The sequence below is a fragment of the Natrialba swarupiae genome, assembly GCF_008245225.1.
Lineage (GTDB): Archaea > Halobacteriota > Halobacteria > Halobacteriales > Natrialbaceae > Natrarchaeobius > Natrarchaeobius swarupiae.
Genome location: NZ_VTAW01000009.1, coordinates 78,840 through 104,621, shown reverse-complemented (window position 1 = coordinate 104,621; position 25,782 = coordinate 78,840). Strand labels below are relative to the sequence as shown.

General features: G+C 62.2%; 21 protein-coding genes, 1 tRNA gene and 1 pseudogene. 14 read left to right on the top strand and 9 right to left on the bottom strand.

What is annotated here, in order from left to right; translation table 11 throughout:
- The first annotated feature begins 67 nt into the window (after positions 1-67).
- On the top strand, positions 68-820 hold the full coding sequence (locus FYC77_RS09045; protein WP_149081173.1) for a metal ABC transporter ATP-binding protein: 753 nt from the start codon (positions 68-70) through the stop codon (positions 818-820).
- Between the two features lie 2 nt (positions 821-822).
- The gene (locus tag FYC77_RS09040) at positions 823-1,806 is read left to right on the top strand and encodes a metal ABC transporter permease (RefSeq protein WP_149081172.1); all 984 of its coding nucleotides are present in this window, start codon (positions 823-825) and stop codon (positions 1,804-1,806) included.
- Positions 1,807-2,526: 720 nt separating this feature from the next.
- On the opposite strand, the gene FYC77_RS09035 is transcribed toward FYC77_RS09040, so the two are convergent.
- Both FYC77_RS09035 and FYC77_RS09030 read right to left on the bottom strand, forming a co-directional pair.
- Positions 2,527-2,925, bottom strand: coding sequence for a RidA family protein (locus tag FYC77_RS09035; protein WP_149081171.1), 399 nt, complete (start codon positions 2,923-2,925; stop codon positions 2,527-2,529).
- A 34-nt stretch (positions 2,926-2,959) separates the two neighbouring features.
- Positions 2,960-3,382 carry a Rieske (2Fe-2S) protein gene (locus FYC77_RS09030; protein WP_149081170.1) on the bottom strand — a complete coding sequence of 141 codons (423 nt, stop codon included), beginning with the start codon at positions 3,380-3,382 and terminating at the stop codon, positions 2,960-2,962.
- A 137-nt stretch (positions 3,383-3,519) separates the two neighbouring features.
- Here FYC77_RS09030 and FYC77_RS09025 point away from each other — a divergent pair, with 137 nt between their 5' ends.
- Both FYC77_RS09025 and FYC77_RS09020 read left to right on the top strand, forming a co-directional pair.
- Positions 3,520-4,503, top strand: a complete 984-nt coding sequence (locus tag FYC77_RS09025) for a class I SAM-dependent methyltransferase (RefSeq protein WP_149081169.1) — start codon at positions 3,520-3,522, stop codon at positions 4,501-4,503.
- Positions 4,504-4,677: 174 nt separating this feature from the next.
- Positions 4,678-4,751: transfer RNA gene (locus tag FYC77_RS09020), tRNA-Thr, on the top strand.
- Positions 4,752-5,056: 305 nt separating this feature from the next.
- Here the strand turns inward: FYC77_RS09020 and FYC77_RS09015 are convergent.
- Positions 5,057-6,385, bottom strand: a complete 1,329-nt coding sequence (locus FYC77_RS09015; RefSeq protein ID WP_149081168.1) for a PQQ-binding-like beta-propeller repeat protein — start codon at positions 6,383-6,385, stop codon at positions 5,057-5,059.
- Positions 6,386-7,179: 794 nt separating this feature from the next.
- On the opposite strand from FYC77_RS09015, the gene FYC77_RS09010 reads away from it, so the two are divergent.
- Positions 7,180-7,944, top strand: a complete 765-nt coding sequence (locus FYC77_RS09010; RefSeq protein ID WP_149081167.1) for a xenobiotic acyltransferase family protein — start codon at positions 7,180-7,182, stop codon at positions 7,942-7,944.
- A 70-nt stretch (positions 7,945-8,014) separates the two neighbouring features.
- Here FYC77_RS09010 and FYC77_RS09005 read toward each other — a convergent pair whose 3' ends face one another.
- The 3 genes from FYC77_RS09005 to FYC77_RS08995 are packed head-to-tail and all read right to left on the bottom strand — an operon-like array spanning position 8,015 to position 10,010.
- Positions 8,015-8,719, bottom strand: a complete 705-nt coding sequence (locus FYC77_RS09005) for an energy-coupling factor transporter transmembrane component T family protein (RefSeq protein ID WP_149081166.1) — start codon at positions 8,717-8,719, stop codon at positions 8,015-8,017.
- Positions 8,719-9,417, bottom strand: coding sequence for an energy-coupling factor ABC transporter ATP-binding protein (locus FYC77_RS09000; RefSeq protein WP_149081165.1), 699 nt, complete (start codon positions 9,415-9,417; stop codon positions 8,719-8,721). Before FYC77_RS09000 ends, FYC77_RS09005 begins: the two co-directional genes overlap by 1 nt.
- A gap of 8 nt (positions 9,418-9,425) precedes the next feature.
- Positions 9,426-10,010, bottom strand: a complete 585-nt coding sequence (locus FYC77_RS08995; protein ID WP_149081164.1) for a biotin transporter BioY — start codon at positions 10,008-10,010, stop codon at positions 9,426-9,428.
- A 449-nt stretch (positions 10,011-10,459) separates the two neighbouring features.
- On the opposite strand from FYC77_RS08995, the gene FYC77_RS08990 reads away from it, so the two are divergent.
- On the top strand, positions 10,460-14,890 hold the full coding sequence (locus tag FYC77_RS08990) for a DUF7282 domain-containing protein (protein ID WP_149081163.1): 4,431 nt from the start codon (positions 10,460-10,462) through the stop codon (positions 14,888-14,890).
- A gap of 52 nt (positions 14,891-14,942) precedes the next feature.
- Here the strand turns inward: FYC77_RS08990 and FYC77_RS08985 are convergent, their stop codons facing one another.
- Positions 14,943-15,230, bottom strand: coding sequence for a DUF7545 family protein (locus FYC77_RS08985; RefSeq protein ID WP_149081162.1), 288 nt, complete (start codon positions 15,228-15,230; stop codon positions 14,943-14,945).
- 122 nt (positions 15,231-15,352) lie between these two features.
- On the bottom strand, positions 15,353-15,805 hold the full coding sequence (locus FYC77_RS08980; RefSeq protein ID WP_149081161.1) for a DUF5799 family protein: 453 nt from the start codon (positions 15,803-15,805) through the stop codon (positions 15,353-15,355).
- Between the two features lie 125 nt (positions 15,806-15,930).
- Here FYC77_RS08980 and FYC77_RS08975 point away from each other — a divergent pair, with 125 nt between their 5' ends.
- Positions 15,931-16,791, top strand: coding sequence for a sigma-70 family RNA polymerase sigma factor (locus FYC77_RS08975; protein WP_149081160.1), 861 nt, complete (start codon positions 15,931-15,933; stop codon positions 16,789-16,791).
- 61 nt (positions 16,792-16,852) lie between these two features.
- On the opposite strand, the gene FYC77_RS08970 is transcribed toward FYC77_RS08975, so the two are convergent.
- Positions 16,853-17,353, bottom strand: a complete 501-nt coding sequence (locus FYC77_RS08970; RefSeq protein WP_149081159.1) for a gamma carbonic anhydrase family protein — start codon at positions 17,351-17,353, stop codon at positions 16,853-16,855.
- A 673-nt stretch (positions 17,354-18,026) separates the two neighbouring features.
- Between FYC77_RS08970 and FYC77_RS21025 the strand changes: the two are divergent.
- The 7 genes and pseudogenes from FYC77_RS21025 to FYC77_RS08940 all read left to right on the top strand — a co-directional run.
- Positions 18,027-18,497, top strand: a pseudogene (locus FYC77_RS21025) (class I SAM-dependent methyltransferase); the annotation flags it as partial.
- Between the two features lie 165 nt (positions 18,498-18,662).
- Entirely contained in the window at positions 18,663-18,935 is a 273-nt protein-coding gene (locus FYC77_RS20670; RefSeq protein ID WP_238386865.1) for a hypothetical protein, read from the top strand.
- Positions 18,932-20,476: an ABC transporter substrate-binding protein gene (locus tag FYC77_RS08960; RefSeq protein WP_149081157.1), complete on the top strand. Its 1,545-nt coding sequence runs from the start codon at positions 18,932-18,934 to the stop codon at positions 20,474-20,476. The genes FYC77_RS20670 and FYC77_RS08960 overlap by 4 nt, the downstream gene beginning before the upstream one ends.
- A 10-nt stretch (positions 20,477-20,486) precedes the next feature.
- Positions 20,487-21,437 carry a nickel ABC transporter permease gene (gene nikB, locus FYC77_RS08955; RefSeq protein ID WP_149081156.1) on the top strand — a complete coding sequence of 317 codons (951 nt, stop codon included), beginning with the start codon at positions 20,487-20,489 and terminating at the stop codon, positions 21,435-21,437.
- A gap of 68 nt (positions 21,438-21,505) precedes the next feature.
- Complete coding sequence (nikC, locus tag FYC77_RS08950; protein WP_149081214.1) at positions 21,506-22,396, top strand: nickel transporter permease; 891 nt, start codon at positions 21,506-21,508, stop codon at positions 22,394-22,396.
- A 1-nt stretch (position 22,397) separates the two neighbouring features.
- A complete protein-coding gene (locus FYC77_RS08945) occupies positions 22,398-24,515 on the top strand; it encodes a dipeptide ABC transporter ATP-binding protein (RefSeq protein ID WP_149081155.1) in 2,118 nt (705 codons plus the stop codon).
- Between the two features lie 310 nt (positions 24,516-24,825).
- Positions 24,826-25,779 (top strand): AAA family ATPase, encoded by a 954-nt coding sequence (locus FYC77_RS08940; protein ID WP_149081154.1) that lies wholly within the window; start codon positions 24,826-24,828, stop codon positions 25,777-25,779.
- Positions 25,780-25,782: the final 3 nt, after the last annotated feature.

The following is a 25,782-nucleotide window of genomic DNA, read 5'->3' as shown; positions in this document are numbered from 1 at the left end:
TAGCCGGATCGAATACAGGATATAGGCGATACAAAGATTGAATTACGTTCCGCTCATACTCATCACTATGACTACTGCAATCGCTCTCGAGAACGTGAGTTTCGGGTACGACCGCCAGCCGGTCGTGAGAGACGTCACGCTCTCGGTCGACGACGGGGAGTTTCTCGGGTTGATCGGGCCGAACGGCTCGGGAAAGACGACGCTGTTGAAGATCATGCTGGGTCTACGAACGCCCGATACCGGATCGGTCGAACTCTTCGGTACGCCGGCTTCGGCGTTTTCGGATGGTGCCCGTCTTGGCTACGTCTCACAGCAGTCTTCGGAATCCGACTCGATGATGCCCGTCACGGTTCGCGAAGTCGTCGAGATGGGCCGATACGCACACGCCGGGTTGCGACGGCTGAACGCCGACGACCACCGGATCGTCGACGACGCGCTCGCGCAAGTCGAGATGGATCACCTTGCGGGGCGACGGATCAGCCAACTCTCCGGCGGGCAGAAACAGCGTGCGTACATCGCGAGAGCGCTCGCCTCCGAGGCCGATCTGCTCGCACTCGACGAGCCGACGGTTGGCGTCGACGCCCACTCCGTCGATCGGTTCTACGACCTGCTGGACGACCTCAACGACGACGGCATCACGATCGTTCTGATCGAACACGACATCGGCGTCGTCGCCGAACACGCCGATACGATGGCCTGTCTCGACTGCGAACTGTACGAACACTCCGAGACAGAACAGTTCCTCGAGAGCGGCGTGCTCGAGGACGTGTACAGTTCCGCGCGGGTCGCCAGTTCGTGGGCACCAGCGGCGGGTGATTGACGATGGCCGCCGAGGGAGTCGCCCATCGTCTGGCCACCCGCGAGGAGTACGCCGTTCTGGGAAGCCTCGCGGTGATGATGGTCGTCTCCGCGGCGTTCATCCTCACGATATTCCCGGTCATATACGACGCCTTCTGGGGGAGTGCGTGTAACGCCGTCGACACGTGGCTCGTCTGTAGCGGCTTTCTCCAGCGGGGGTTCACCGCCGGTGTTCTCATCGGCATCACCGCTCCGGTCGTCGGTGCGTACCTCGTCAACCGCCAGATGGCGTTGATCGGCGAAGCGCTTGCACACACGGCGTTCGGCGGCGTCGCGATCGGGCTGTTCGTCGGCGCGGCGGCCCCCCGGTTCGACTACCCGCTGGCGTTCGCCCTGATCGTCGCGACGATCGCGGCGCTCGCGATACAGTACGTCGCAGTCAAAACCGACGGCTACGCCGACATCCCGATCGCCATCATGCTCACCGGCGGCTTCGCGCTCGGAATCGCCGTCATCTCCTACGGCGTGACCTTTCACGCCACGGTCGAGAGCTACCTGTTCGGCGACATCCTGTTTGTCCCGTTCGAGAACGTCCAGTTAATGGTCGCGCTGACGCTCGTCGTCGTCGGAACGATCGCGCTCACGCACAAGCAGTTACTGTTCATCACGTTCGATCGGGAGGCCGCACGCCTCGCACGGATCAACGTCGCGTTCTACGACACGCTGTTGATCGTCCTGACCGCGTTGGTCGTCGTCGCCGCGATGCAGATCCTCGGTGCGATTCTCGTCGCCGGGATGCTCGTTATTCCGGTCGCGGCCGCGATGGTGCTCACCAATAGCTTCGATCACGGCCTCCTCCTGTCGGTACTGCTCGGACAGACGGCCGTCTTCGGGGGTATCTTCCTCTCGTACTCGTGGGACATCGCGACCGGTGCGATGATTATCCTCGTCGCGATTGCCCTCTACGTACTGGCTCTTCTCTTCTCCGTTCTGTTATCGACCACGTAGAGCGTTCGACCACGTCGTCCGGTCGTTTCGATTCTCACGAACACGTGTTCGTTTGGCGATCGGGGCGTCGGTCGGACGACGCTCACTCGGAAGCACTCACTGTAACACCGCACCCACTAGTTGAGTTAGACTCATCTAAAATATATTCTAGGTTAGTCAATTTTAAGTATCGGTGTGTCGTAGCGTCGACTGCGCCCCGGGACGACCGGGGCGTGGAATCGTTCGTGTTCCCCCTCGGAACACTGAAAGCCCAGGTGAGTTCCTGCAAGACGGAACGAGAGCGTTCGTGGTCAGTTTCCGCTCTCGTGTCATGCCACCGACTGCGAGCACCGATCGTCCACACACCGTGTCGGCCGGCGGACGCCTCCTTTCCGAACGCGCGGACGTGACGACCGGACCACCACCGGTCGACGACACACGCAAGCGCCGACGTCCGAACCGGCCTCGAGCACTCACAGCCATCGAGACGAATCGGTGTGTGAGAAACGCAGTCCGCTGTCACCTTCTCGTGGCGCGAGTCGGTCGCGCCTCGTCTACTACCGTAAACGATATACTAACAACTGCAACGATTTGCACACTGACCGCCGATCTGTCTGGCGATCAGGTGCGCAATGACTTGCAGTGGCTACTATAGGTTGGTCAGCGACGACCGCAACGCCGTCGACTCGATTCGAGACGGCCGTTCGACGGACCTCGATGCGAGTGAATCGAGCACGTTCGTCACTCGCCGTTATCGTCGACGACCGCGACCGCCTCGAGTTCGACCAGATGATCGGGATCGATCAGGCGTTCGACCTCGACCATGCTCGCCGCCGGTCGTACCTCGCCGACGACCTCGCCGTGTGCTCGCCCGATCTCCTCCCAGTGGTCGATGTTCGTCACGTAGAGGCGAGTTCTGACGACGTCATCGACCGTGGCTCCGGCCGCTTCGAGCGCCTCGCGAACGATCTCGAGTGCCCGCTCGGTCTGGCGGTACGGATCGTCGACGCCGACGACGTCCCCGTTTTCGTCGGTCGCGGTCGTGCCGGCGACGTGGACCTGTGACCCGGCACGGACGGCCCGCGAGTAGCCGACTCTCGGTTCCCACTCGGTTCCACTCGAGACGGTTCGTCGTTCCATGTGGCGACCAGTCAGTGAAGGGCCATAAAGCCGCTCAAAACGAGAGGTGGGAGGTCGAGGCGGGGCCATCGTCCTCGTCCTCGTTCTCGTCGATGCCCCCGTCGTGGAGGTAGTTGACGTCGTCGTCGGTCAGGTAGACCGTCCCGTCGTCGACCGCCACGTCGACCGAGGGTAGCGTCGTCTCTGCGGCCTCGCCGTTGTCGCAGTAGCCGCTACAGGAGTCGAACATCGAGCCGTGTTTCGGGCAGATGATTTGCCCCTCTCGCATTGCCGCCCCGTTGCCGGTGTCGAAGCGCTGAGACTCGTGCGTACAGCGGTTGATCCACGCTTCGACGCCGTCCTCGCAGGGAACGAGGAGTATCTCTTCGAGTTCGCCGTGGCGGTCGCGAACCGTGAACAGCCACGATCCCTCGTCGTGGACCGTCTCGACGGCCGTCAGCCGCATTCGAACGCCCATACCGATCGCTCTCACCGGAACGCCGAAAGCGCTTCGACCCTCGATGAATGCGGTCGAGCCGTCGTACGTTCGTGCCTACCATCGCTGCGGGCCGACGAAAACGCCAGCGTTAGGACACCCCGTCGGCGAGTACGTGTATGGACGTCCCGTTCGTGCGCGTGTCCCGCGAGCAGGGTGAGACGACGCGTCGGGAACTCGCGGAGGCTGATCTGATCGACGACGCCTACGAGATCGACGTCGAGGGGGAAGATCTCTACATCCCCGTCGTCGACCCCGACGCCGTGAGTGGCGACCTCGAGGTGTGCACCCGGAGCGCCGTCGAGCGCGACACCCAGACGACGCCGGCCGACCTCCTGGGATTCGATCCGTCCTACGAGCGATTGGGGCGGGCGGTGTTGCTCGACGAAGACGACGAGGAACGCGCAGACGAGATCGCCGCGGCGGTCATCGAGTCCGATCTCCCCGTCGATACGGTGTTGAACAAGGCCTCCAAGGTCAAAGGCGAGACGCGAGTCCGCGACTGGGAGGTCCTCGCGGGCGAGAACACCGAGGTCGTCCACCGGGAGTACGGCTGCGAGTTCGCCCTCGACCTCGCCGCCGTCTATTTCTCCCCGCGACTCGCGACGGAGCGCCACCGCGTCGCCAGTCAGGTTGCAGACGGCGAGCACGCGTTCGACATGTTCGCGGGCGTCGGTCCGTTCGTGATCCCGTTCACGAAACGCGGTGGGACGTGCGTCGGTGTCGACGTCAACGGCGAGGCGATCGAGTATCTCCGCGAGAACGCGGATCGAAACGGCGTCGCCGACCGGGTGACCGCAGTCCACGACGACGTGCGAGCAGTCGCACCCGAGTACGAGGACTGGGCCGACCGCATCGTGATGAATCTCCCACACAGCGCCGACGAGTTCCTCGAGTCGGCCGTGACGATCGCGGGCGAGGACTGCGTCGTTCACTACTACGACATCCAACACGAAGACGACCCGTTCGGGCCGGGTGAACGCGCGATTCGTGAGGCCGCACAACCGGGCTACGACGTCACCGTCAAGACCCGCCGAACCGTCCGCTCATACGCCCCTCACGAACTCAACGTCTGTCTCGACGTCCGCCTCGAGCGGGCGTGACCGGACACCGGTTGTCTGGGGGGTCGAAGGAACTGTCTTTCCGAATCCGAACGAGCCGTCTGCGGAGACCGCACAACTCCTCTCACGATCGGAACGATTCGCAACCCTTATGCCCGGTATCGAGCGTATGAATGAGTACACTCGCTCCACATCCCAACCGGGGTGTGGGTGCGCGCCGGTGTAGCTCAGACTGGCAGAGCGAATCCTTCGTAAGGATTAGGTCGAGGGTTCAAATCCCTCCACCGGCTTGCCTTCTGCGACGAACGTCACGTGAGGAGCGAAGCAAGCCGTCGAGGGATTTGAACCAGAGAGCAGCTTCGCTGCGACCGTGGTTCACAATCCCTTCCACCGGCTTTTTGCTGCGAACAATACGTAAGCAGCAACAGCCGTCGAGGGATTTGAAATAGACGAGGCGTGCAGCGAAGTGAGCGTCTCGGCGTCGTTCCCAACCCTTCCATTGGCTCTTTCTACGACGGATATCCGTGAGTAGAACGAGTAATACCGCGCTGGTTGGCTCCCGAGGAGACCGAGACGAAACACGAGATCCGGACAATTATACGACAGGATCTCCGCTCTGCCAAGCGCTAAAGGCTTCACCCAGATCCTGAGAACTGATCTCTCCTGACTGCCAGTCGCTGAAGGCGTTACCGAGACCGCTGGAATCAACCTCTCCGTCGTCGTTGGCGTAGTCCGCGAGCGTCGACTCGTCACTACCGTTGCTCGTGTCCGCCCGTTCGTGGTGGTGGCCGAGTGTCCCCAACTTGACCCTCGAGTCGACGCTGTGCCCGTTCTCGGGATCGGCTACCACTGTCGGTGACGATCGAACGGTGTATCCGAGACCATCCGCAGACCACTGATCGTCCCCCGTTGCAGCGTCCAGTGCGTACAGAGATGCTCCCTGTAGACTCACGTAGACAGTTCCGTCGTACACGGTAGGGGACGACCAGATCGGGTTACTCTCCGGGTTCGTAAACGTCCACTCGAGATCTCCTGTCTCCGCGTCGACGGCGTACAGATCACCGTCTCTGCTGTGGTATCCTTCGCCGACGTAGACAATTCCATCGGCTACCGTCGGGGACGACGTGACTGGCGCGTTCGGTTCGGTGAACGACCACTCGAGATCGCCCGTGGCTGCGTCGACAGCATGCAGACTTCCGGAGTGTAACCCGGAGTTCCCCTCGCCGAAGTAGACCACACCGTCGACCACTGTGGGCGACGATGCAACACCCGAAATACCGGTGGTGACCGACCACTCGGGATCACCCGTGTCGGCGTCTACCGCGTGCAACCCTGCCCACTCCTCACCGACGTAGACGGTGCCATCGACGACAGTTGGTGAGGAGGTGATCCTTCCCCTATCGGGGTCGAACGACCACTCTTCGTCTCCCGTTTCGTCGTCGATCGCGTAGAGACTCCCATCGTGTGACCCAACGTACACGGTTCCATCGGAGACGTACGGTGAAGACTGTACTTGGTCGTCGACACCCTCGAACTCCCAGATCCCGTCCCCTGTCTCTGCGTCGACTGCAAACACCGAATAATCCCAGTCGTCGGTCGCAGTTCCACCGCCTTCACCGACGTAGACCGTCCCGTCGACGACAGTCGGGGAGGAGAATACCCAGTCACCGGGATCGGTAAAACGCCAGATTTCGTCTCCGGTTGTTGCGTCGACCGCATAGAGGGTCGCGTCGGATTCTTCGTCTCCGTTACACCCGAAATAGACGGTTCCATCGACGACAGTTGGTGAAGACCACGCACTGCCTTCGGTCGGGAACGTCCACTCGTGCTCCCCGGTCACCGCGTCGAACGCGTCGACGCTAAGTCCGCTTCCCACACACACGATCGGACCGCTCGCGCCGCCCGCCGCTTCGTCAGCAGCCATCGCCGTCCCCGACATCGTCACGATCCCTGCAAGGGCAGCAGCGCTCGTCCGTAATAGTGATCGTCGACCGAGGTGTGATCTGTATTCAGATACTCGATCGTTTCTGCTCTCCATTCCACATTGATCGGGATTTTGTCTCGTGGTCTCGTCGTCTCTGGTCTCCTCACGTTCAGTATCACACGGCAACATACCCCCACACGGACAGAGGGCCGCAATAATTGTTAGCTAACTTCACGATCATATGGTGGTTACTTCGGACTCACCTGCCGAGTTAAGTGATAACGATCTTTGAGGGAGACAGCGTTTTGGGGTGCGAACGAAAGACGATCGGATCGAAACCGTGAGCGATACGTTGTTGGAGCGCTGTGATCTCTGGCACCACGAGACTGGTTCGTCACAGATGGTCGGTTCATCCGTCAGCCAATCCCGTACAGTGTTCACTCGACCAAACTAACTCCAGAGAAAACCTCTATCCCAAACCATTATTAGCAATCACCATGAACTATCGAATGCCCATCCAGACGGTTCGTCTGGAGGCAGTTCCCCAGCCGTGTGCCATTCCCCTCCCCCCCAGAATCGCCCGCGGCCGGGGAAGCAGTCACCGAGGGATCTGTTCCCCCCTCTCGATCCCACTTTCTCCGCGGGTTCGTTCACAGAGCCGGCATAGGGGTGGCTTATTCGCCGTCGACCGCGCGTCAGTCTCGAGTACTCCGTCCCTGTAACCGGTCGGATTCGGCGAGTGTTCACCGCCAGTCGATGAGCTATATGTGGGGTGATGTCGACGGTGGAGTACAGTGACCCTCGCTACCGTCCTGGATCGTTCGCTTTCGATCCTCGGATACCCGCCCGTAGCGTGTGAACTCGTCGGTCGGATCTCGGGCCCGATGTCGTTCTCGATCGCGTCGACGGCTCGAATCTCCAAAGGGTGTTTGTTGCGGGGTACGGTGGATCTCGGACCACGAACGAGACTGAGCCGCGGCTGCGTGCTCAACGGTGACGTCACGATCGGCCGGCGAACGAACCTCGAGCCCAACTGCGATCTGGTCGGCGAGATCGAGATCGGAAACTACTGCGCGATCGCCAGGCGAGCGACGTTCCAGGAGACCAACCACGAGACTGGAAAGCCGGCGATGCAGATCCGCCTCTACGACGAGGTCCTCGAGAGCGACCTCCCGCCGACGTCGTCAGGCCCGATCACGATCGGGAACGACGTCTGGATCGGAACCCGAGCGACGATCCTCTCGGGGGTGACGATCGGCGACGGGGCAGTCGTCGGCGCGGGTGCCATCGTCACCGACGACGTCGAACCGTACTCGATCGTCGCAGGCGTTCCCGCCGAACACATCAAGTGGCGCTTCCCACGAGAGATACGGGAGAAACTCCTCGCACTCGAGTGGTGGGAGTGGGACGAGGAGACGATACGCGCCAACCGGGAGTTCTTCGAGCGAGAGATACGTGACGCCGCGGACGTGCCATCGGTCGTCGTCCGCGACGGGAGTGACAACGCTGGTCCCGACGCGCACCCGTCGGTCACGCTGTCGGCTTCGTCCCGCGACTAACGCCGTGGACGGTCGCCTCGGAACCTGTCCCGTCGCCCCTCGTTTCGAATCCGACGAACGGGTGTGGTCGCTACACGAACGCCGACAGGAGCAAGGCGACTGCGACGCCGAAGGCGGGGAGATCGGCTCTCGAGAACGAGAGTGGTGGGAGCGTCGGATTCCAGGCGAAACACCGCGCCTGGAGGGCGAGACTGAGGCGGTCGGCCCGGTCGAACGCCCGCGTCAGCGCCAGCACGCCGACGAGGTGGATGCGTTCGGCTGCGTTGCGCTCGGTTCCGAGTCGGGCCGCCATCGCCTCGCGAATGGTCTGGAGGTCTCCCCGGAGGACGGGGAGGAACCTGAAGACGAGTGCGACGCCGACGCCGAGTACCTGTCCCGGTTTTCCGGGGATCGTTCGCTGTATCGCGGCTCGCGAGTGACGAACGGGCGTCGATCTGACGTAGGCCGCGCTGACGAGCAAGATGAGGAGGACGCGGTAACTTGCGCGCGCGGAGGTAGTTCCGCGCTCGACGTCGATCCAGGGTGGGCCGAGCGTCGCCGCGGCGACCAGTGGCGCGATCGCCAGGATGACGAGCGCGAACCGGTAGGCGTAAAGCGTCTCGAGTGGCGGTACCCGCGTCGCGGCGAGGACGACGCCGGCGACGACGGTGAGTGCGATCAGCGCACGCGGACTCGTGTGTGCAAGCGCGGTGGCGGCGAAGCCGATCTGGACCGCCAGCTTCGACCGTGGATCGAGCCGGTGGGCGATCGTCTCGTCCGGTTCGTAGGTGAGCATCAGGGAACACGAACTGCGACGTTCTCGAGTCGGTCACGCGCCCGTTCTGGCGGATCGTCGGCGACGATTCGACCGTCGTCCATCGCGATCACGCGATCCGCAAGAGAGAGAACGTCCCGAAGGTCGTGTGTGGCGAGGACGACGCCGGTGCCGTCGGCCGACAGCGACTCGAGGCGGGAGAGCACCGACCGACGGGCGGGATCGTCGAGTCCGGTGAACGGCTCGTCGAGGACGAGGTGGGTCGGCTCCATCGCGAGCGCGCCGGCGATCGCGACGCGGGCCTGCTCGCCGCCCGAGAGCGCGTCGATCCGATCGTCGGCCCGTCCGGTCATGTTCACGGCCTCGAGTGCGGCGTCGACCCGGTGGTCGATCTCCTCTCGCGGGAGTCCGAGGTTCTCAGGACCGAAGGCGACGTCGGCCCCGACGGTGGCGGCGACGAACTGATCGCGGGGATGTTGAAAGACCATTCCGACGCTCGAGCGGGCGGCGATCAGGTCGTCACAGACCGGACGGTCGTCGACGAGAACCGTTCCCTCGTCGGGCGAGAGCAGCCCGTTGCAGTGGCGAATGAGGGTCGTCTTCCCGCTCCCGTTGGCACCGGCGAGGACGACGAACTCGCCGTCGCCGATCGACAGCGACAGCTCCTCGAGAACCGGAACGTCCTCGAAGGCGTACGAGACGGAACGAAACTCGATCATCGGCAGGACTATCGGATCTGTGTGATCCGTTTGCTCTTGACGATAGCGATCGCGGCGACGAGCTTGAACACTCCACCGGGAATGAACGGGAGGACGCCCACGGCGATGGCTTCTCCGAGTTCGAGTTCGAGCAGCCAGGCCATGTAGCCGGTTCCGATCGCGTAGATGAGCAACGTGGCGACGACCAGACTCCCGACGAGAATCGGGAGTGGTTCCTCGGCCGGGTCGCGGAGCTCCCTCCCCCGATGAACTATGAGACCGACCACGCCCGCCGCGATCGCGTACGCCCAGAGGTAGCCGCCCGTTTCGCCGACCAGAACGCCGAGCCCGCCAGTCATCCCGGAGAAGACGGGGAGACCGATCGCTCCCGCGGCGAGATAGAGCAGGATCGAAACGGTTCCCCAGACGGGCCCCAGGTACAGTCCCGCCAGGAAGACGAACAGGGTCTGAAGCGTAACCGGGACCGGTGAGAACGGAATCGGAATGGAGACGAACGCCGTCGCCCCCAGCAACGCCGCGAGCACCGCGGCTCGAGCGAACGATTTGATCACGTCGTCGGCGACAGGATCGACCGACTCTCGGTGGGTTTCCATACCTCCACTCTCTCGTAAACCAGAATTAAAATTTTGGTTTACGACGTACGGTCTGTGGTCGTCCCGCTCGAGCGATAATCGTTCGAAACCGCGGGTTCCTCTCGGTGCCGGTGACGGTCGCCTAAACTGATGTGTTCACCGAAGTGGTCCAGAATACTCGAGACGTCGACGACTGGGGGTTGCTCTCGACGGCGAGGAGTAACGGACGATTGTCTCACGCGAGCAACTGGAACGACCGAGGCGTTTATCATCGGATTCGGTTCGTCCACGTTGGACGGATGTACTTCGCCAGCGTGTGGTTCGAATCGAGGGGGAATCGATCGACGGGAGTGACTCGACCGGGTGACACCGCCGGTGCGGGCGGTTGGACTCGTGATCTCGGAGCGAGAGAGTGGCGCTTCGCCCATCCGGACCCTCTGGGGTTCGCCGGCGTCCCGGAGGTGGCGTAGATGGGGCGTCGCTCGGCTCTCGCCGTCGTCGCGGTGACGGTTCTGATGACGACGAGCGTCGTCGCCGTGCCGTTGCTCGGCGGCGGCCTCGGCGGTCTTCTCGAGGAGGGCACCACGGTAGAGGGTGCGTCGCCGGCTGGAGACGTCGACCTCGAGTCGACCGCGGCGGGCAGTTCGGGGAACGAGCCGACTGCGTCGAGTGCTCCCGCCGATGGCATTGGACCAGACGGTTCACAGACCGGCGACGTTCGACCGCTCTCGATGGAGACGCCGGAGCCGGCGAGCGATCTATCGATCAGTCAAGAACACGAAGACGCCGTCGCCGAGGGCGTCGACGACGGGATCGAACTCGCCCAGTCACAGGGCGTCGAGGTGAGCCAGGAGCAACGAACGGCGGCCCTCGAGGGCGCGACCGACGCCGTCGCCCAGCACCAGGAGGCCGACGTCGAACAGGTCCAGCAGGCGACCGCGGGCGCGGTCCACGGTTCGTTGATGCAGGCCCAGGCGGTCGAGGTGGAGCAGGTCCAGTCCGCGGTCGGTGGTGCGGCCGGCGGTGCGCTCTCCCAGCACCAGACCGTCGAGGCGAGCCAGTTGCAGAGTGCGGCCTGGGGCGGTGCCCACGGCGCGCTCGCTCAGGAACAGCGCGTCACCGTCGAACAGGTCCAGGTCGCGACGTTCGGTGCCGCGGCGGGTGCCGCAAGCGAGGCCGGCGAGAAGGAAATCGACCGGAAACCGAAGATCCAAGAGGCCGCCCAGGGTGCGGCGTACGGCGTTCTCGATCAGTACCAGCGGATCACCGTCGAGCAGCGCCAGCAGGTGACCCTCGAGCACGTCCAACATGCCGCGGCCGGGGCGGCCGGGGGCGCACTCGAGGGGGCAAGCGAGGAGGTCCTCGAGCAGGAACTCGATCTCGAGGTCGAACAGCACCAGCGGGTCGACATCAAGCAGGTCCAGAAGGCGGCCACGGGGGCGGCGAAGGGGGCGCTCGTCCAGAAACAGGAGGTGACGGTCGAACAGACCCAGTTCGCCGCACGCGGGGCCGGAAAAGGTGCGCTGAAACAGGCCCAGTCGGTTCGAATCGAGCAGGTTCAGCGGATCTCGATTACGATGATCCAGGAGGCTTCCTTCGGCGCGGCGAAGGGATCGATCGAGGGGAGCCAGGAGGCGACCGTCGAACAGATTCAGGCCGCCGCCGACGGCGCCGCACAGGGGACGCTCGTCCAGCGCCAGGAGGTGTCGATCACCCAGATCCAGTACGCGGCGACCGGGGCCTCGAAGGGAGCGGTCGAGTCGGCGATCCAGTACCAGATCGTCGAGGTCGAACAGATCCAGGCGGCCGCCCGCGGGGCCGGCGAGGGAGCGGTGCTCCAGAAGCAGGTCGTCGACGTCACGCAGGTTCAACGCCTCGCCACCGGCGCCTCGAGCGGCGCGCTCGTCCAGCACCAGGAGGCGACGATCACACAGATCCAGATCGGCGCACAGAGCGCGGCCCAGGAGACTGCTCGCGCGATCCAGTACCAGCGGATCAGTGTCACGCAACTGCAGGTCTTGACACAGGAGACCGCAGCCGACGCGACCGCCTACGCGGTGGCGGAGGATACCGACGCCGAAGCCCAACTCGTCCAGTTCGTCGAGGTCGAGGTCGTCCAGAAGATCGAAGCGATCGACGAACTCGAGGGAACGGCGACGATCACGTTCTCCGACCAGGAGTCGGACGGCGAGACAGTCGTCGTCGACGCCGTCGATCTCTCCCAGGGTGGATTCGTGGCGGTCTACGACGGGATGGACGTCGATGCAGATCCCGAGGGTGTTATCGGCGTTTCCGAGTACCTCGAGTCGGGCGAACACGAGGATCTCGAAATTGCCCTCGACGATCCGCTGACCGAGAGCGGACCGCTGGTGGCGGTCGTCCACCACGATACGACGGGCGACGAGACGTTCCAGTACGCCGAGACCGACGGCGAGGAAGACGAGCCGTACGTCGCCGACGGCGGTGGACCGGTGCTCGACGCGGCGTTCGTAACGATAGAAGAGCCGACGGAGCCCGAGGCGACTCTGGTGGTGAGCGACCAGGAGGGTGACGGCGAGACGCTCGTCGTCGACGAGGCGAACGCGTCGGTCGACTACGTCGTCACGGCCGAGTACGACGGCGAACGGGTCGACAGCGACCCCTTCGAGGCGGGCGACGCCGTCGACTCGCTCGAACTCGACCTCGAACCGCCGATCGAGGAGAACACGACCGTCGACGTTTCCGTGCGGGCGCTCGCGGACGACGACGAGCTGGCGAACGAGTCGATCGAGTACACGATCGTCGACGCGCCGCCGGACGATCCCGAGGCGACTCTGGTGGTGGGCGACCAGGAGGGTGATGGCGAGTCGGTCGTCGTCGAGGAGGCGAGCGCCGACGTCCGGTTCGCCATCGTCGTCATCGACGAAGACGGCGAGCAACGGGGCGAGAGCGTCCCGTTCGACGCCGGCGAGACGGTCGAGAACGAGAGCATCGGGATCGACCCGCCACTCGAGGACGACGAGACGGTCGAGGTGACGATCGTGTCGCTGGAGGATGTCGACGAGGGCAACGGTGGATCGGCGGACGACGGCGACGAAGGTGGCCAGGAATCGGTCGGTAACGATGCCTTCGAGACGGTCTCTGCCGACGCGACTGCCGAGGATCGGCCGACGGATCTCGAGACCCTCGACCTAGACGACGCGCCGGTTCTCGAGAGCGAGACGATCGAGTACTCCGTCGTGGACGTCCCACCCGAGTACGACGTCGAGTTCGTCGACTGCCAGCGCGCGGAGATAACCGGCACCTTCGAGGACGGCGAGACGGTCATCGTCGCGACCAGTTTCTACGAGTCGAGTGGCTTTGGCAACACGATGGGCGAGTACGCGATCACCCTCGGTGACGACGTCGAGGCACCTCTCGAGGGAACGATCGTCTTCGAAATCGGCGAGGAGTTCGACGTCCTCGAAACGGACGAGGGGGCGACGGTCGAGGTACCGCCGGGTGAGTTCGGTGCGGCCATCGCCGGGATCAGTTCGCCGGCGGCGATTCCCGGCGAGATCGACCATCCGAATCCGGACGCTGCGGACTGTCTCGAGGAGGTCCGACCCGAGGTGCCCGATCTCGACGTCGCCGAGACAGCTCCCACGGAGGACGGGATCGACGTGACGTTCACCTACGAGAATCCGAACGACGCCGACCTGTTCGTCGACAGCGAGTTCCTCGAGGGGACGACCGAGGACGAACCGATCGACGAACTCTCGGCCGACGGCGGCGAGTTCACCGTCGAGTGGACACCGGAAGACGACGACGAACGGCTCGTCTGGCGGGCCGGCATGGACCGCTACGATTACGACGAGGACGAGTGGCCCATCGCCGAAACGGAGACTGCCGGCGAGATCGATCCCGGCGCACCGTTCTTCGCCGTTTCGATCCTCGAGACGAACTCGCCCGTCGAGGTGGGTGAGACACTCGAGATCGTCGCGGCGATCGAAAACGACGGCGACGCGGACGGCAGTCAGGAGATCGAACTGTCGATCGCCGACGACGTCGTCGACGCCGCGACGGTCGATCTCGAACCCGGCGAGACGACGACGATCGACCTCGAGTACGAGACGGAGGGCGTCGAGTCCGGCGAGTACACGGCTGTCGTCTCGAGTGAGAACGAGACCGCCGAGACGATCGTGACGATCGACGCTCCAGCCGAGTTCGTCGTCACCGATCTGTTCGCGCCCGACACCGGAGAAGCGGGTCAGGAGGTAGAGGTCGTCGCGACGATCGCTAACGACGGCGACCTCGGGGGAACGGAGACGGCGACGTACACCGTCGACGGACAGACTATCGCGGATCAGACCGTCCAACTCGAGGGCGGTGAGTCGACGGACGTGACGTTCACGTCGACGCTACCCGAAGGCGAGTCGACGCACACGGTCGCGATCGGCGACAGTGAACTCTCGACGACCGTTTCGGCGGACGCGCCGGAAACGGACGAGCCCACCGGTGACGAGCCGACTGACGACGAGCCGTTCGAAGAGGATCCCACCGGTGACGGCGAAACTAACGCCGACCCCACAGCGGACGACTCGGCGAATGGAATCGAAACCGAAGACGACACCGCTGGCGAAACTGGGCCGGGGCCTGAAGCAGAAAACGACGCTGACGCGGATACCCAACCGGAAACCGGGCCCGATCCGAGTGGCGAATCCGAACAGGATACCGTCACCGGTAACGGGCCCGACGCGAGTGGCGACGATCTCGAGATGAACGATGGGACTGATACGAGCGATGCCGCTGTCGGCGACGATGCGGATTCGGACGACAGCGCTGTCGATAACGGGACTGATTCAAACGACGCCGCTGCCGGTAGTGGGGAGGATGCGGGCGGGGACGGCGCTCCGCAAGGATCGATTTCCGTCGCCAGCTAACAGGTTCGCTATCGCACTCGCGTCGCGACTCGAGGTCCGAGAGAGAGCGCGATCAGTGCTGGTGACCGGTCGCTTCGCCGAACGTGACGCCGAAGCGCTCCTCGAAGAGGTCCATCACGCGTTCTTCCTGGGCCTCGAGTTCTTCGTCGGCACCCTGGCCGTGGTGGACGAGGTGGTGAGCGCGACTCGCAAACGAGAGCAAGACGACGTCGCCGACGGTCTCGACGTCGCTCTGTTCGCCTTCGGCGACGAGGTCGACGAGACCCGCTGGTACCGTGACTTCGTCGGCGTCGTCTTCGGATTCGATCGAGAACGTCATCGTCTCTACGTCGTCGGACATACCCCTACGGTCGGGGAGCGCGCGTAAAGATGCTGTGGCTTGCGACGGCGGCCCACTCGTGTGTGGACCGACTCCCCGGCCGATCACGGCTTCGTGTTTGTACCGTTTCTCCGGTCGAGCCGTTACTCCTGGTCGACGACCGACTCCCGGACGGAGTCCCAGCGTCCCTTCGCCTCGAGGTGTGATTGTAACTCCTCGGCGTACTCCTGGGTGAGCCGTTCGGCCGCTGCCAGTTGGTCTGCGTGATCGTCGCCGCCACCGCCGAGGCCGAGCGACCCTTTGATGGAGTCGATGAGCCCGCTCGACGAGCCGGATCCGGAGCCGCCGGCTCCAGCCGCGCCCATTCGGGCGTCGACGTTCTCGAGTTCGGGGATGATCTGATCGACGTTGTCGGTGTTGGCGACGATCTGAGCCCGTTCCGGATCGCCGGGGTGTTCGATCTCGAACTCGGTGGCGGTCATGATCAGGCTCCACTGCTGATTCGAGAACTCAGAGCCCTGGATTCGCGAGGAGAACTCCTGGTCGACCGTCATTCGCTCTCCGACGATCCGGTCGGTCCACGACGATTCGCTCATGGCGAGCGATTGGATCGGTGACCGTATCAGGGTTTCCCTCGTCGGGCGACGAGCGGTTCGCTCCCTCGAAATTGACAGCAAGATATATTTTCTCCCCGAACTGTTTCGTCAGTTGGGAGTGGATCATGGACCGAGACGTCGAGGCGGCGATCGACCGTGAACCGTCGACGGAGGCCGCTCCGACGAGACACCTGTACTACGCTCGCATCCACTTCGATTCCGACGAGGCGTACGACGACCGGAAACGGCGGCTGTTTCGCGAACTGGGAAACGCCCTCGACGTCCGGGACAGTTACCCACCTCTCGCGGACGCCGATCCGTCCGTCTCGCTCGTCGAACTCGCGTTCGAGACGGCCGTTCCCGCCTCGGCGATCGTGGGCGCACTCGATCACGAGTTCATTCGCGGCGTCGACTACTGGAAGATCGAGACGGACGGTCTCGAGTCGACGGAGTCGACGCCCTGGCCGGAACCCCCGATCGACGCGCTCGTGGCGGAACTCGAGTCGAGACGCGAATCACGAACCGATTCGATCCCTCGAGAGTCGGTGGACGACACTCGGCCCGACGCTCGCACCGATCCGCGGGTCGCACGGGTTAGATCCCGAATACACAGCCTCGAGACGGCCATCGGGGCCCTCGAGGAGCGCCTGGGTGAGGAACAGACGGCGCGATACGTCCTCGAGGAGATGCGCATCGACGTCGACGAGGTGCGCTCGGAGTTGTCCCCCGCACCCGACGGGGGAGTCGATCCCCGGACCGACCCTGCCGGCGTCGACCCCGCTGACAGCTCTTCGGACGAGCTTCGACGTACGATCGAGGGCCTCGAAAACCGCCTCGAGACGGTCGAAGCGGAACTCGAGCAACAACGCGAGTGGCGGCGACGCCTCTCGAGGGTGATCGCCGGCGCGAGCGGATCGGAGAGCATACCCGCGAAACGAGAGGAATCATCCGCGAAACGGCGAGGGGAATCATCCGCGGAACGCTGAACCGGAGCGGTGGAATGCCGCAGTTGTCCGGTTCCCTCCGAATCGATGGCGCTTATCCGCCTCACTCGATCCGTTCGGCGGATCGGACATGCCGCTTTGCTAGCTCGGCGTACCGATCGGCCGTCTCCTCGAGACGCGGATCGTCGACGTCGCCTTTCTCCTCGGCAGGTGTGCCGGCGACGAGCGTCGAGGCCGGAATCTCGGTTCCCTCGGTGACGACGCTGCCGGCCGCGACGACCGCATTTTCGCCGACGTGTGCACCGTCCAGAACGACCGCGTTCATCCCGACCAGCGCGCCCTCGGCGACGGTCGCGTCGTGGACGATCGCGCTGTGGCCGACCGTCGCTCCGGTCTCGAGCGTGGCGTCCTCGTGTAACACCGCGTTGTCCTGGACGTTCGCGCGCGCCCCGACGACGATCGGTCCGTGATCGCCGCGAAGCGTGGTGTTCGGCCAGATGCTCGCTTCGTCTTCGACGATTACGTCGCCGATGACGACCGCTGTCTCGTCGATGTACGCCGAGTCGGCGATCCGTGGTTCCGTTCCGTCGAACGAACGTAACATATCAACCGGTGGCTCGAGGAGGGTCTTGAACGTACCCCTCGAGGCGAACCGTCCACGGTCGACTCCGGTCCGACCCGATGGGCCGCGAGTGGGAACCGACTTGGGTCTTCTCGAGACGACCCGAGCGAACGCTCCGCCGAGAGCTGATCGTATTTCCCTGCGTACAACGCCTTACTCACGTGATGAAAGATGATTGTGGCAATTTCCCAGGTTTGCTCAACCTTGGTCACTCGAAACGAACGAGAGCGGCCTGTTAGAAGCCACTCAGAGTCCGGCCACAGTCTGCTGAATCGAAGCTGCGAATGTGATACGAAACCTGATCGGGTTGTAAAGGAGTGATCGGGTAGTTTAGGGAGAGGGGATGTCATGGGATTGAACACGCGGAGAGGTTGATAATCGCTGTTTCGGCGGTACCAGTCCCGATGTGGTGAAAAATATTACCAAAATCAATCGCCGAGTAGAATCGGCGAGATTGTGGCTTACAGCCTTCGCCGCTCGCCACAATTCGATGACTCGGGTTTAATAATATCTCCAAAATAGATAGTAACTACTATTAACCTCTTAGATCAGTTTATTAGAATGTGGTGAAGCAAGCGCATTCAGTGAGAAGAAATCGCATAGCGATCCCTGGACCAAGCGAATCTAATCGGCTCATGGCTACGGAGACCAACCAATGAGTCAGACGGATTCGACGGTAGCTCCGGTTTCAACCAGCAATCCGATGGCGTTGAACGAACGGTGGGAAGAGATCGTCACTGACGAACGAAACCGGTGGACTGACTCTGATGGCGACGAGGAGTTCTGGGCTGAGCACGTCGACACGTACGAAGAGCGCTTCGTCAACAAACCGGCTGGGTCGTCCAGAATCCGTTCTCTGGTTGGACCGTCTGATACAGTTCTAGAAATTGGCCCTGGAACTGGACGGTACACGAGACTCTTAGCACAGCGTGCCGATGTGGTTACCGCCCTCGAGGCATCGTCGTCAATGGCGAACAGGCTCGATCGCAATTTGACTGCCGCGAACTGCAGGAAACACGTGGAGATCATCGAACGAGAGTGGCCATCGACTGATATCGCCACTCACGATTGGGTCGTCGCAGGGTGGTCACTCTACCGACAGCCCGACCTCCATGAGTGTCTGGATCGGATTCTCGAGACAGCCACTCAGGGCTTCGTGATTATCGATAGTCCAGGATGTCTCCCGCCACATCGGCGGGTCGCTGTACGGGCGGGTGATACACTCGCCTCGCCACCGCCACGACAAGCATTCTACTGCGGCCTCCTGGCTGATCGCGGTTGCTATCCGAGCGTGGAAACCGTACCGAAGACCCGCGAGCGACGGGCGGACTCGAAAGCCACACTTCTCGAGACCGTGCTGGGTGACGCCGTCGAGGACCCGCTCGCCCACGCGGACGCACTCGACACGTGGCTCCACGAAGAGCCTGACGCGACAGACGGGACCTGGTGCTATCGGTACACGTTACCCGCAGCGGTCATCTCGTACGTCGACGGTGCCCCCAATCAGCCACCTGGCGAGGGCGAAAATGGAACACAGGCCGCACCTGCGGAGGTGGACCGATGAGTGAGCATACGGATAATCGTCAGCAAGGCTTACTCACTCGACGAGCGCTGTTGGGTGCTGGGACAGCAGCCGGCATCTCGGCATACGCTGGCTGTCTCGGTGCCGGGAGCGAGGATGGCGACCTCACAGTAGCACTCTCCTGGGACGTGACGGCGGAGTGGACGCTGGAACCATACGGTGGCGTCGCTCCGTACTTCACGAACGTCTTCGAGACGCTCACCAGGCCGACGCCAGATCTCGAGATCGAGCCCGGGTTGGCGACAGAGTGGGAGCTCGTCGACGACCTGACCTGGGAGTTTTCCCTCCGAGAAGACGTTCTCTTCCACGACGGGACGCCGTTTGAGGCCAGCCACGTCGTTGATCGCTTCCAGCCGGAGTTCGAGGACAGTGCACCTGAGTGGCTCCCGCTTTCAGGAGGCACAGAGGTAACGGCATTAGACGACCATACGGTCGAATTTGCCAGCCCGAATCCGATCCCTGCGCTGCCAGAGGCGATCTCACACCCCAATACGGGAATTCCACACAGCGATGCGGCGGACAATGAAGAGCCGATCGGCACTGGACAACTGAGAGTTACCGATATCGACCGTGGTGAGCAACTCGATACGGAACCATTCGACGACTACTGGGGTGAGACGACAGAGTACGACACAGTTACGTTCAACGTCGTACTGGACAACTCTACCCGAGTACTCGAACTCGAGTCGGGGGGAGCAGACATCGCATTCGAGCTCCCGCCAGAACAGATAGAACTAGTCGAAGAAAGCGATGGGATCGATGTCGATTATGCAGTCGAGCCGATCATCATCTACGGCGGTATCAATCGGTACCTCGAACCCACGAACGATCGAGATCTGCGCCATGCGCTCAACTACGCGGTCTCACAGTCCGATCTAATCGACAGCGTGTTTCAGGGGCTCGGCGAACCGGCTAGATCTCCGATCGCGCCAGCAATCCCGTGGAGCGCAACTGACGAGGTCAGAACGTACGACTACGATCCAGAGCGAGCGAGCGAACTCGTCGAACAATCCTCGTATGATGGCGAACCGCTCGAGCTTCTGGTCAGCAACGACGTAGTGGTTGGCGGTGGACAGCTGGCAGAGTCGCTCCAAGCAGCCTTCGACGAAATCGGCGTCGATGTCGACATCCGGCTCACAGAGCGATCAGCATTCTTCAGCGAGAATGACCACGCCCACATCTCGCTGTACAACTACGGGTCGCTCAGTGCTGGTGCCGACTACCGAATGTATGCCAGTTGGCATCGAAAGGGGATCGTCAATGTAACCAACTACGAGCGTGACGGCACTGGACTCCACAACGTTGGTGAGGAAGTCGACGAACTAATTGAGGATGGATTTACGACACCAGAGGAGGATCGCACGGATGACTACATTGAAGCACAAAAACAGATCATCGAAGACGCCCCCATCATTCCAATCGCGTACAAGGAATACGCACTCGGGATTAGGTCTGATGTATCCGGCGTAGACGCTCACCCAATCATGCAGGCAACCGATCTCACTGAGGCATCACCGGACTGAATCCCAGTAGATGAATCTCGGGAACTATCTGCTCTACCGCCTTTCGACTGCCCTGACGGTCCTGTTCGGAGCATCTGCTCTCTCGTTCGGACTAGTGTTCCTTACACCAGGAGATCCGGCCGAGACAATCCTCGACCAGCGGGAAGACACGCACCCGACGCCGGAGGCGGTCGAGGCGTTCCGTGAGGCCGAAGGACTTAATGATCCAATCCCGATCCAGTACGTCGATTGGGTCGTCGGAATTAGTAACGGTGACCTCGGTGAATCCTATTACAGCAGTCAGTCAGTGACCACGTTGCTTGTCGAACACGCACCGACGACGATCGAGTTGGCCCTCGCGTCGATGGTGGTCGCGCTTTGCATCGCGGTTCCGGCTGGAATCGTAAGCGCCGTTCACCGCGGTGACCGCATCGACATCGGTAGCCAACTAGCTGCGCTAATCGGTGTCTCGATGCCGAACTTCTGGCTTGGATACCTCCTGATAATCGTGTTCTCGCTCTATCTCGGACTCTTTCCAGTTTCTGGTAGTGGATCACTTTCCCAACTCGTGTTGCCAGCGGTGACTCTAGGATCCGGCATGGCTGCAATCATCACCCGCCTTGTTCGGACGGCGATGCTGGATGAACTCGAGTCAGAGTACGTGACTGCTGCCCGCGCAAAGGGGCTTCGAGAGCGTCTCGTTCTGTATAAGCATGTCCTCAGAAACGCGTTGATCCCGGTTATCACTATCGTCGGGCTCCAGTTTGGGTTCGTTCTCAACGGTGCACTAGTCGTTGAGGTCGTCTTCCAACGACCGGGTCTTGGAATGCTACTCGTTGATTCGATTTTTGCTCGGAATTACCCTGTTGTCCAAGGGATCGTATTACTAACCGCCGTGATCTTCGTCGTGACGAATCTCCTCGTGGATCTTTCCTACTATCGGCTGGACCCACGGATTCGGCTCGGAGGAACTAATTCGTGACAATAACGGATACTGCCTCAGATTCGACCACTGGTGATGGTGACCAACCACTAACAGATGGCTCAGATATCGATCGGCCCCAGGACCGAATCCGGTCGGTCTTAGATTCTCGACTTCGAGCGACTGCACGGTTTCTCCGTCGGAACCCGCTGACGCTGGCTGGTGCAGTGATTGTCGCCACGCTCTCTGTGACCGCCACGCTTGGACCTGTCGTTGTCCCCTACGATCCGACTGCAACCAACGTCGGCCCACAAATCCAGTCACCAACACTGGCTCACCCATTGGGGACGGACCAACTCGGACGGGATGTCTTGTCACGGGTCGTCCACGGCGCACGCTACTCTCTGGGCATCGCGTTGCTGGTTACAGGGATCAGGGTTGTACTCGGAACGATAGTTGGACTGGCTGCAGGCTATGCCGGTGGCTGGATCGACGAAGCGTTGATGCGCTTAGTCGATATTCAACTCGCCTTTCCCGGATTAGTCCTGGCGTTGGTCGTTGCAGGCATCCTTGGACCCAGTTTGCGCAACGTAATGATCGCCTTGGCGGTGGTCGGCTGGGCGACCTACGCTCGCATCGTGAGAGGGACGGTCCTTTCGGCTAAGGAACGTGAATATGTAGCCGCTGGTCGGCTCTTTGGTGCTCCTCGCTGGCGAATCGCTCGCCGGCACCTGTTGCCATCTGTGATGAATCCAGTGATGGTGATTGGGACACTGAATATCGGAACGGTCGTCCTCGCAACCGCGGGACTTTCTTTTATCGGGCTAGGGGCACAGCCACCGACGCCCGAGTGGGGCACCATGCTCGCAGGGGGTCGACACTACCTCAGGACCGCCTGGTGGCTCGTCAACGTCCCTGGGATCGCAATCGCGCTTACCGTCCTCGGGTTCAATTTACTCGGTGATGGGCTCCGTGATGCACTTGATCCGCACCTCCAGACGCGGGTCGAGGAGGTGTGAGATGGATCCGTTACTCAGAGTAGACAATCTACAAACCGAATTTCGTTTGCCGGAGAAAACGGTTCGTGCGGTCAACGGTGTCACGTTCGAGGTCGGTCGTGGAGAGATCGTCGGAATCGTCGGCGAGAGTGGCTCCGGGAAGTCAGTTACAGCCCGTTCGATCGTTGGCCTCGAGGAGCCGGGTGAGATCGTCGGCGGGACCGTCACCTTCGATGGGACCGAGCTTACCGAAGCGGATCGGACGACGAAACGGCGCATCCGTGGTTCAGGAATCTCGATGTTATTCCAGGACCCGGGGGCCTCGTTGAATCCCGTGTTGACTGTTGGTGAGCAGATTTTAGAGGCTGCGACACTGACACACGACGGTCCCGCGAAGTCCCTCCCAGCAGCCTTTGGATTCCAGTCGTTCCGGCGTCGCCCACTGTGGAGTGACGCGCGAAACGAGGCAATCGGACTCCTCGAACGCGTTGGTATCGCCGATGCCGAACGTCGAATCGACGACTATCCCCACGAGTTCTCTGGTGGGATGCGCCAGCGCGTGATGCTTGCTGTGGCGCTGGCGGCCAACCCGACGCTCTTGTTAGCCGACGAACCGACGACGGCGCTTGATACGACGACGCAAGCCCAGTTACTCGACCTCCTGGCCGATCTCAGCGAGATCGAGGAGATGTCTATCGTGCTAATAAGCCACGACCTCGGCGTCGTCTCCGAGATTTGTGACCGGGTTGTCGTCCTCTATGGTGGCGAGGTAATGGAATCGGGACCGACTGAGAGGGTCCTGAATAATCCACGACACCCATATACCCACGGATTGCTACGGTGCCGGATCGACGCCAACCATAGTGGGACAAAACTCCCAACGATTGATGGCACAGTCCCGGACCGCTTCGACAGCCGAGGCTGCCCCTTCGCATCGCGATGTTCCTACGCCACTACAGAATGCAACACAACTGAGCCACCCGTCACTACAGTCGAAAGTACCCACCATGTCAAGTGTAGCGAACTCGATTCAGTTCCTGATCTAGACGCACACCCCACTGGATCCAATGAGGATCAAGGGTTCGATTCGGGAACGAAGTCGCTCGTGAACGACGACTCGGTTACCGACCCAGTGGTGCGCTTCGAGAACGTCTCGAAAGAGTACGAAACTAACCAGTCCGTCCTGGAGAGCGTTTTATCGGGCCGCGAGCAACTGACAGCAGTCAACGACGTCAGTTTCGTAGTTCGACCGGGTGAAACGCTGGGCATAGTCGGCGAGAGCGGGAGTGGCAAGTCCACGATTGCCGAGTTGATGACCGGGCTATCAGGCCTAACGTCAGGGACAATTCGGCTCAACGGCCAGCCAGTTGGCATCGCCGAAGACAGAAGCCACGACCAACTCAACGACGTTGGAATGGTTTTTCAGGATGCCCGGTCGAGTTGTAATCCAAGACTTCGTGTCCGAGAACTGGTTGCTGAACCACTTATCGAGGCAGGCTGGGCACAGTCCGAACAGTGGGATCGCGTTCGGGAAGTTCTCGAGTGGGTAGAGCTGGGGCCAGAACACGCTGACCGCCGCCCACACCAACTCTCAGGCGGGCAACTACAACGAGTCGCGCTGGCACGGGCGATGGCACTTGAGCCGGAACTGGTCGTCCTTGACGAACCGGTCTCCGGACTTGACGTTTCCATCCAGGCGACCGTCTGTAATCTATTGTTGGAGTTACAAGAACAATCTGGACAAAGCTTCGTCATTATTTCACACGATCTGAAAGTCGTCTCGCATCTGGCCGATCGAATCCTCGTTACCTACCTTGGTGAAATCGTCGAACGGGGGGCTGCAGAGTCGTTACGGGACAGCCCAGCGCATCCGTATACCGCTGCCCTTTTCGATGCGGTTCCGACTATCGACGGCACGAGCGGGTTCGAACCACTTGAGGGAGCAGTTCCGAGCCCGATCGACCGACCTGACGGCTGTAGCTTCCACACTCGCTGTCCGATGGTTGAATCGAAGTGTCAAACCGAGTCACCAGACTGGCAGCAGGTGAAAGGAACCCAGTCGCGGTGTCACTTTGCAGAGTCGGTTGCTGGTGAGGCGTCACCGGACGTAGATGGGCTTGGAAACGACGTCGACGAGTAGCCACCTCAGAGCGCTTCACTAATTGTACACGTTATCTATCGGCAATGATAACCCGATACAGTACAACCCCCCTTGATACGGTTTACTGTCAGTCAGTGTCGGCGCAGCCGCGGCCCGGGTGGCGGGTGCGCCGGGACATCCGCACAGGAATCCGTATGAGACGCTTCCAGATCGACCGGTGGAGGTCGGCCTCGTCAACGTCTCGAACTGGCCGAAACGGAGCGAAACCGGAGTATCGGGTGCGGGGGGTTTGCACGATTCTCGAGGACAGGCCAAACCCTATATGGGTGTCGGGAAACTGGTCGCTGTCATGAACGTCACGGAAGCCGAACGGGTCTGCGGGGCGGTCTTCGAGGAGATTCGGACGGCGGTTATCGGCGATCCGACGCTGTTCGAGACGATCCTGACTGCCGTCGTCGGGGAGGGACACGTCTTACTCGAGGACGTCCCCGGCACCGGCAAGACGCTGACGGCGCGGACGCTGGCGCGGGTGCTTGACCTCGAGTTCAGCCGGATCCAGTTCACGCCGGACCTGTTGCCCGCGGACATCACGGGAACGCACGTCTACGACGAACAGGCGGGCCAGTTCGAGTTCGAGGCCGGCCCGATCTTCGCGAACGTCGTCCTCGCCGACGAGATCAACCGCGCGCCGCCGAAGACCCAGGCCGCCTTGCTCGAGGCGATGGGCGAAAAGCAGGTCTCGATCGGCGGCGAGACCCGTCCGCTGCCGGAGCCGTTTTTCGTGATTGCGACGCAAAACCCCGTCGAGCAGGAGGGGACCTTCCCCCTGCCGGAGGCTCAGGTCGACCGCTTCATGGTCAAGACCGCGATGGGGTATCCCGACCGCGACGGCGAACTCGAACTGGTCGACCGGCGTGCGAGCCGCGAGTCCCGGACGCCCGAAGCTTCCCGTATCGTCGACCGCGAGACCGTCCTGGCGCTGCAGTCGGTGCCGGAGACGGTGGCCGTCGACCCCGAGATCCGGGCGTACGTCGTCGACGTCTGTCGGGCGACCCGTGAGGACGAGCGCGTCGACGTCGGCGTCTCCCCGCGGGGCATCCAGCGGCTGTTCGAGGCGGCGCGAGCCCGCGCGGCGATCGTCGGTCGCGACTACGTCGCTCCGGAGGACGTCCACGTGGTCGTCCACCCGGTGCTCGACCACCGGATCGTCCTCACCACGGAGGCCGACGTCCGTGACGTCGATCCCTACGCCGTCGTCGAGAGCGCGCTGAACGGCGTGCCGGTGCCGTCGATGGGTGACTGATCG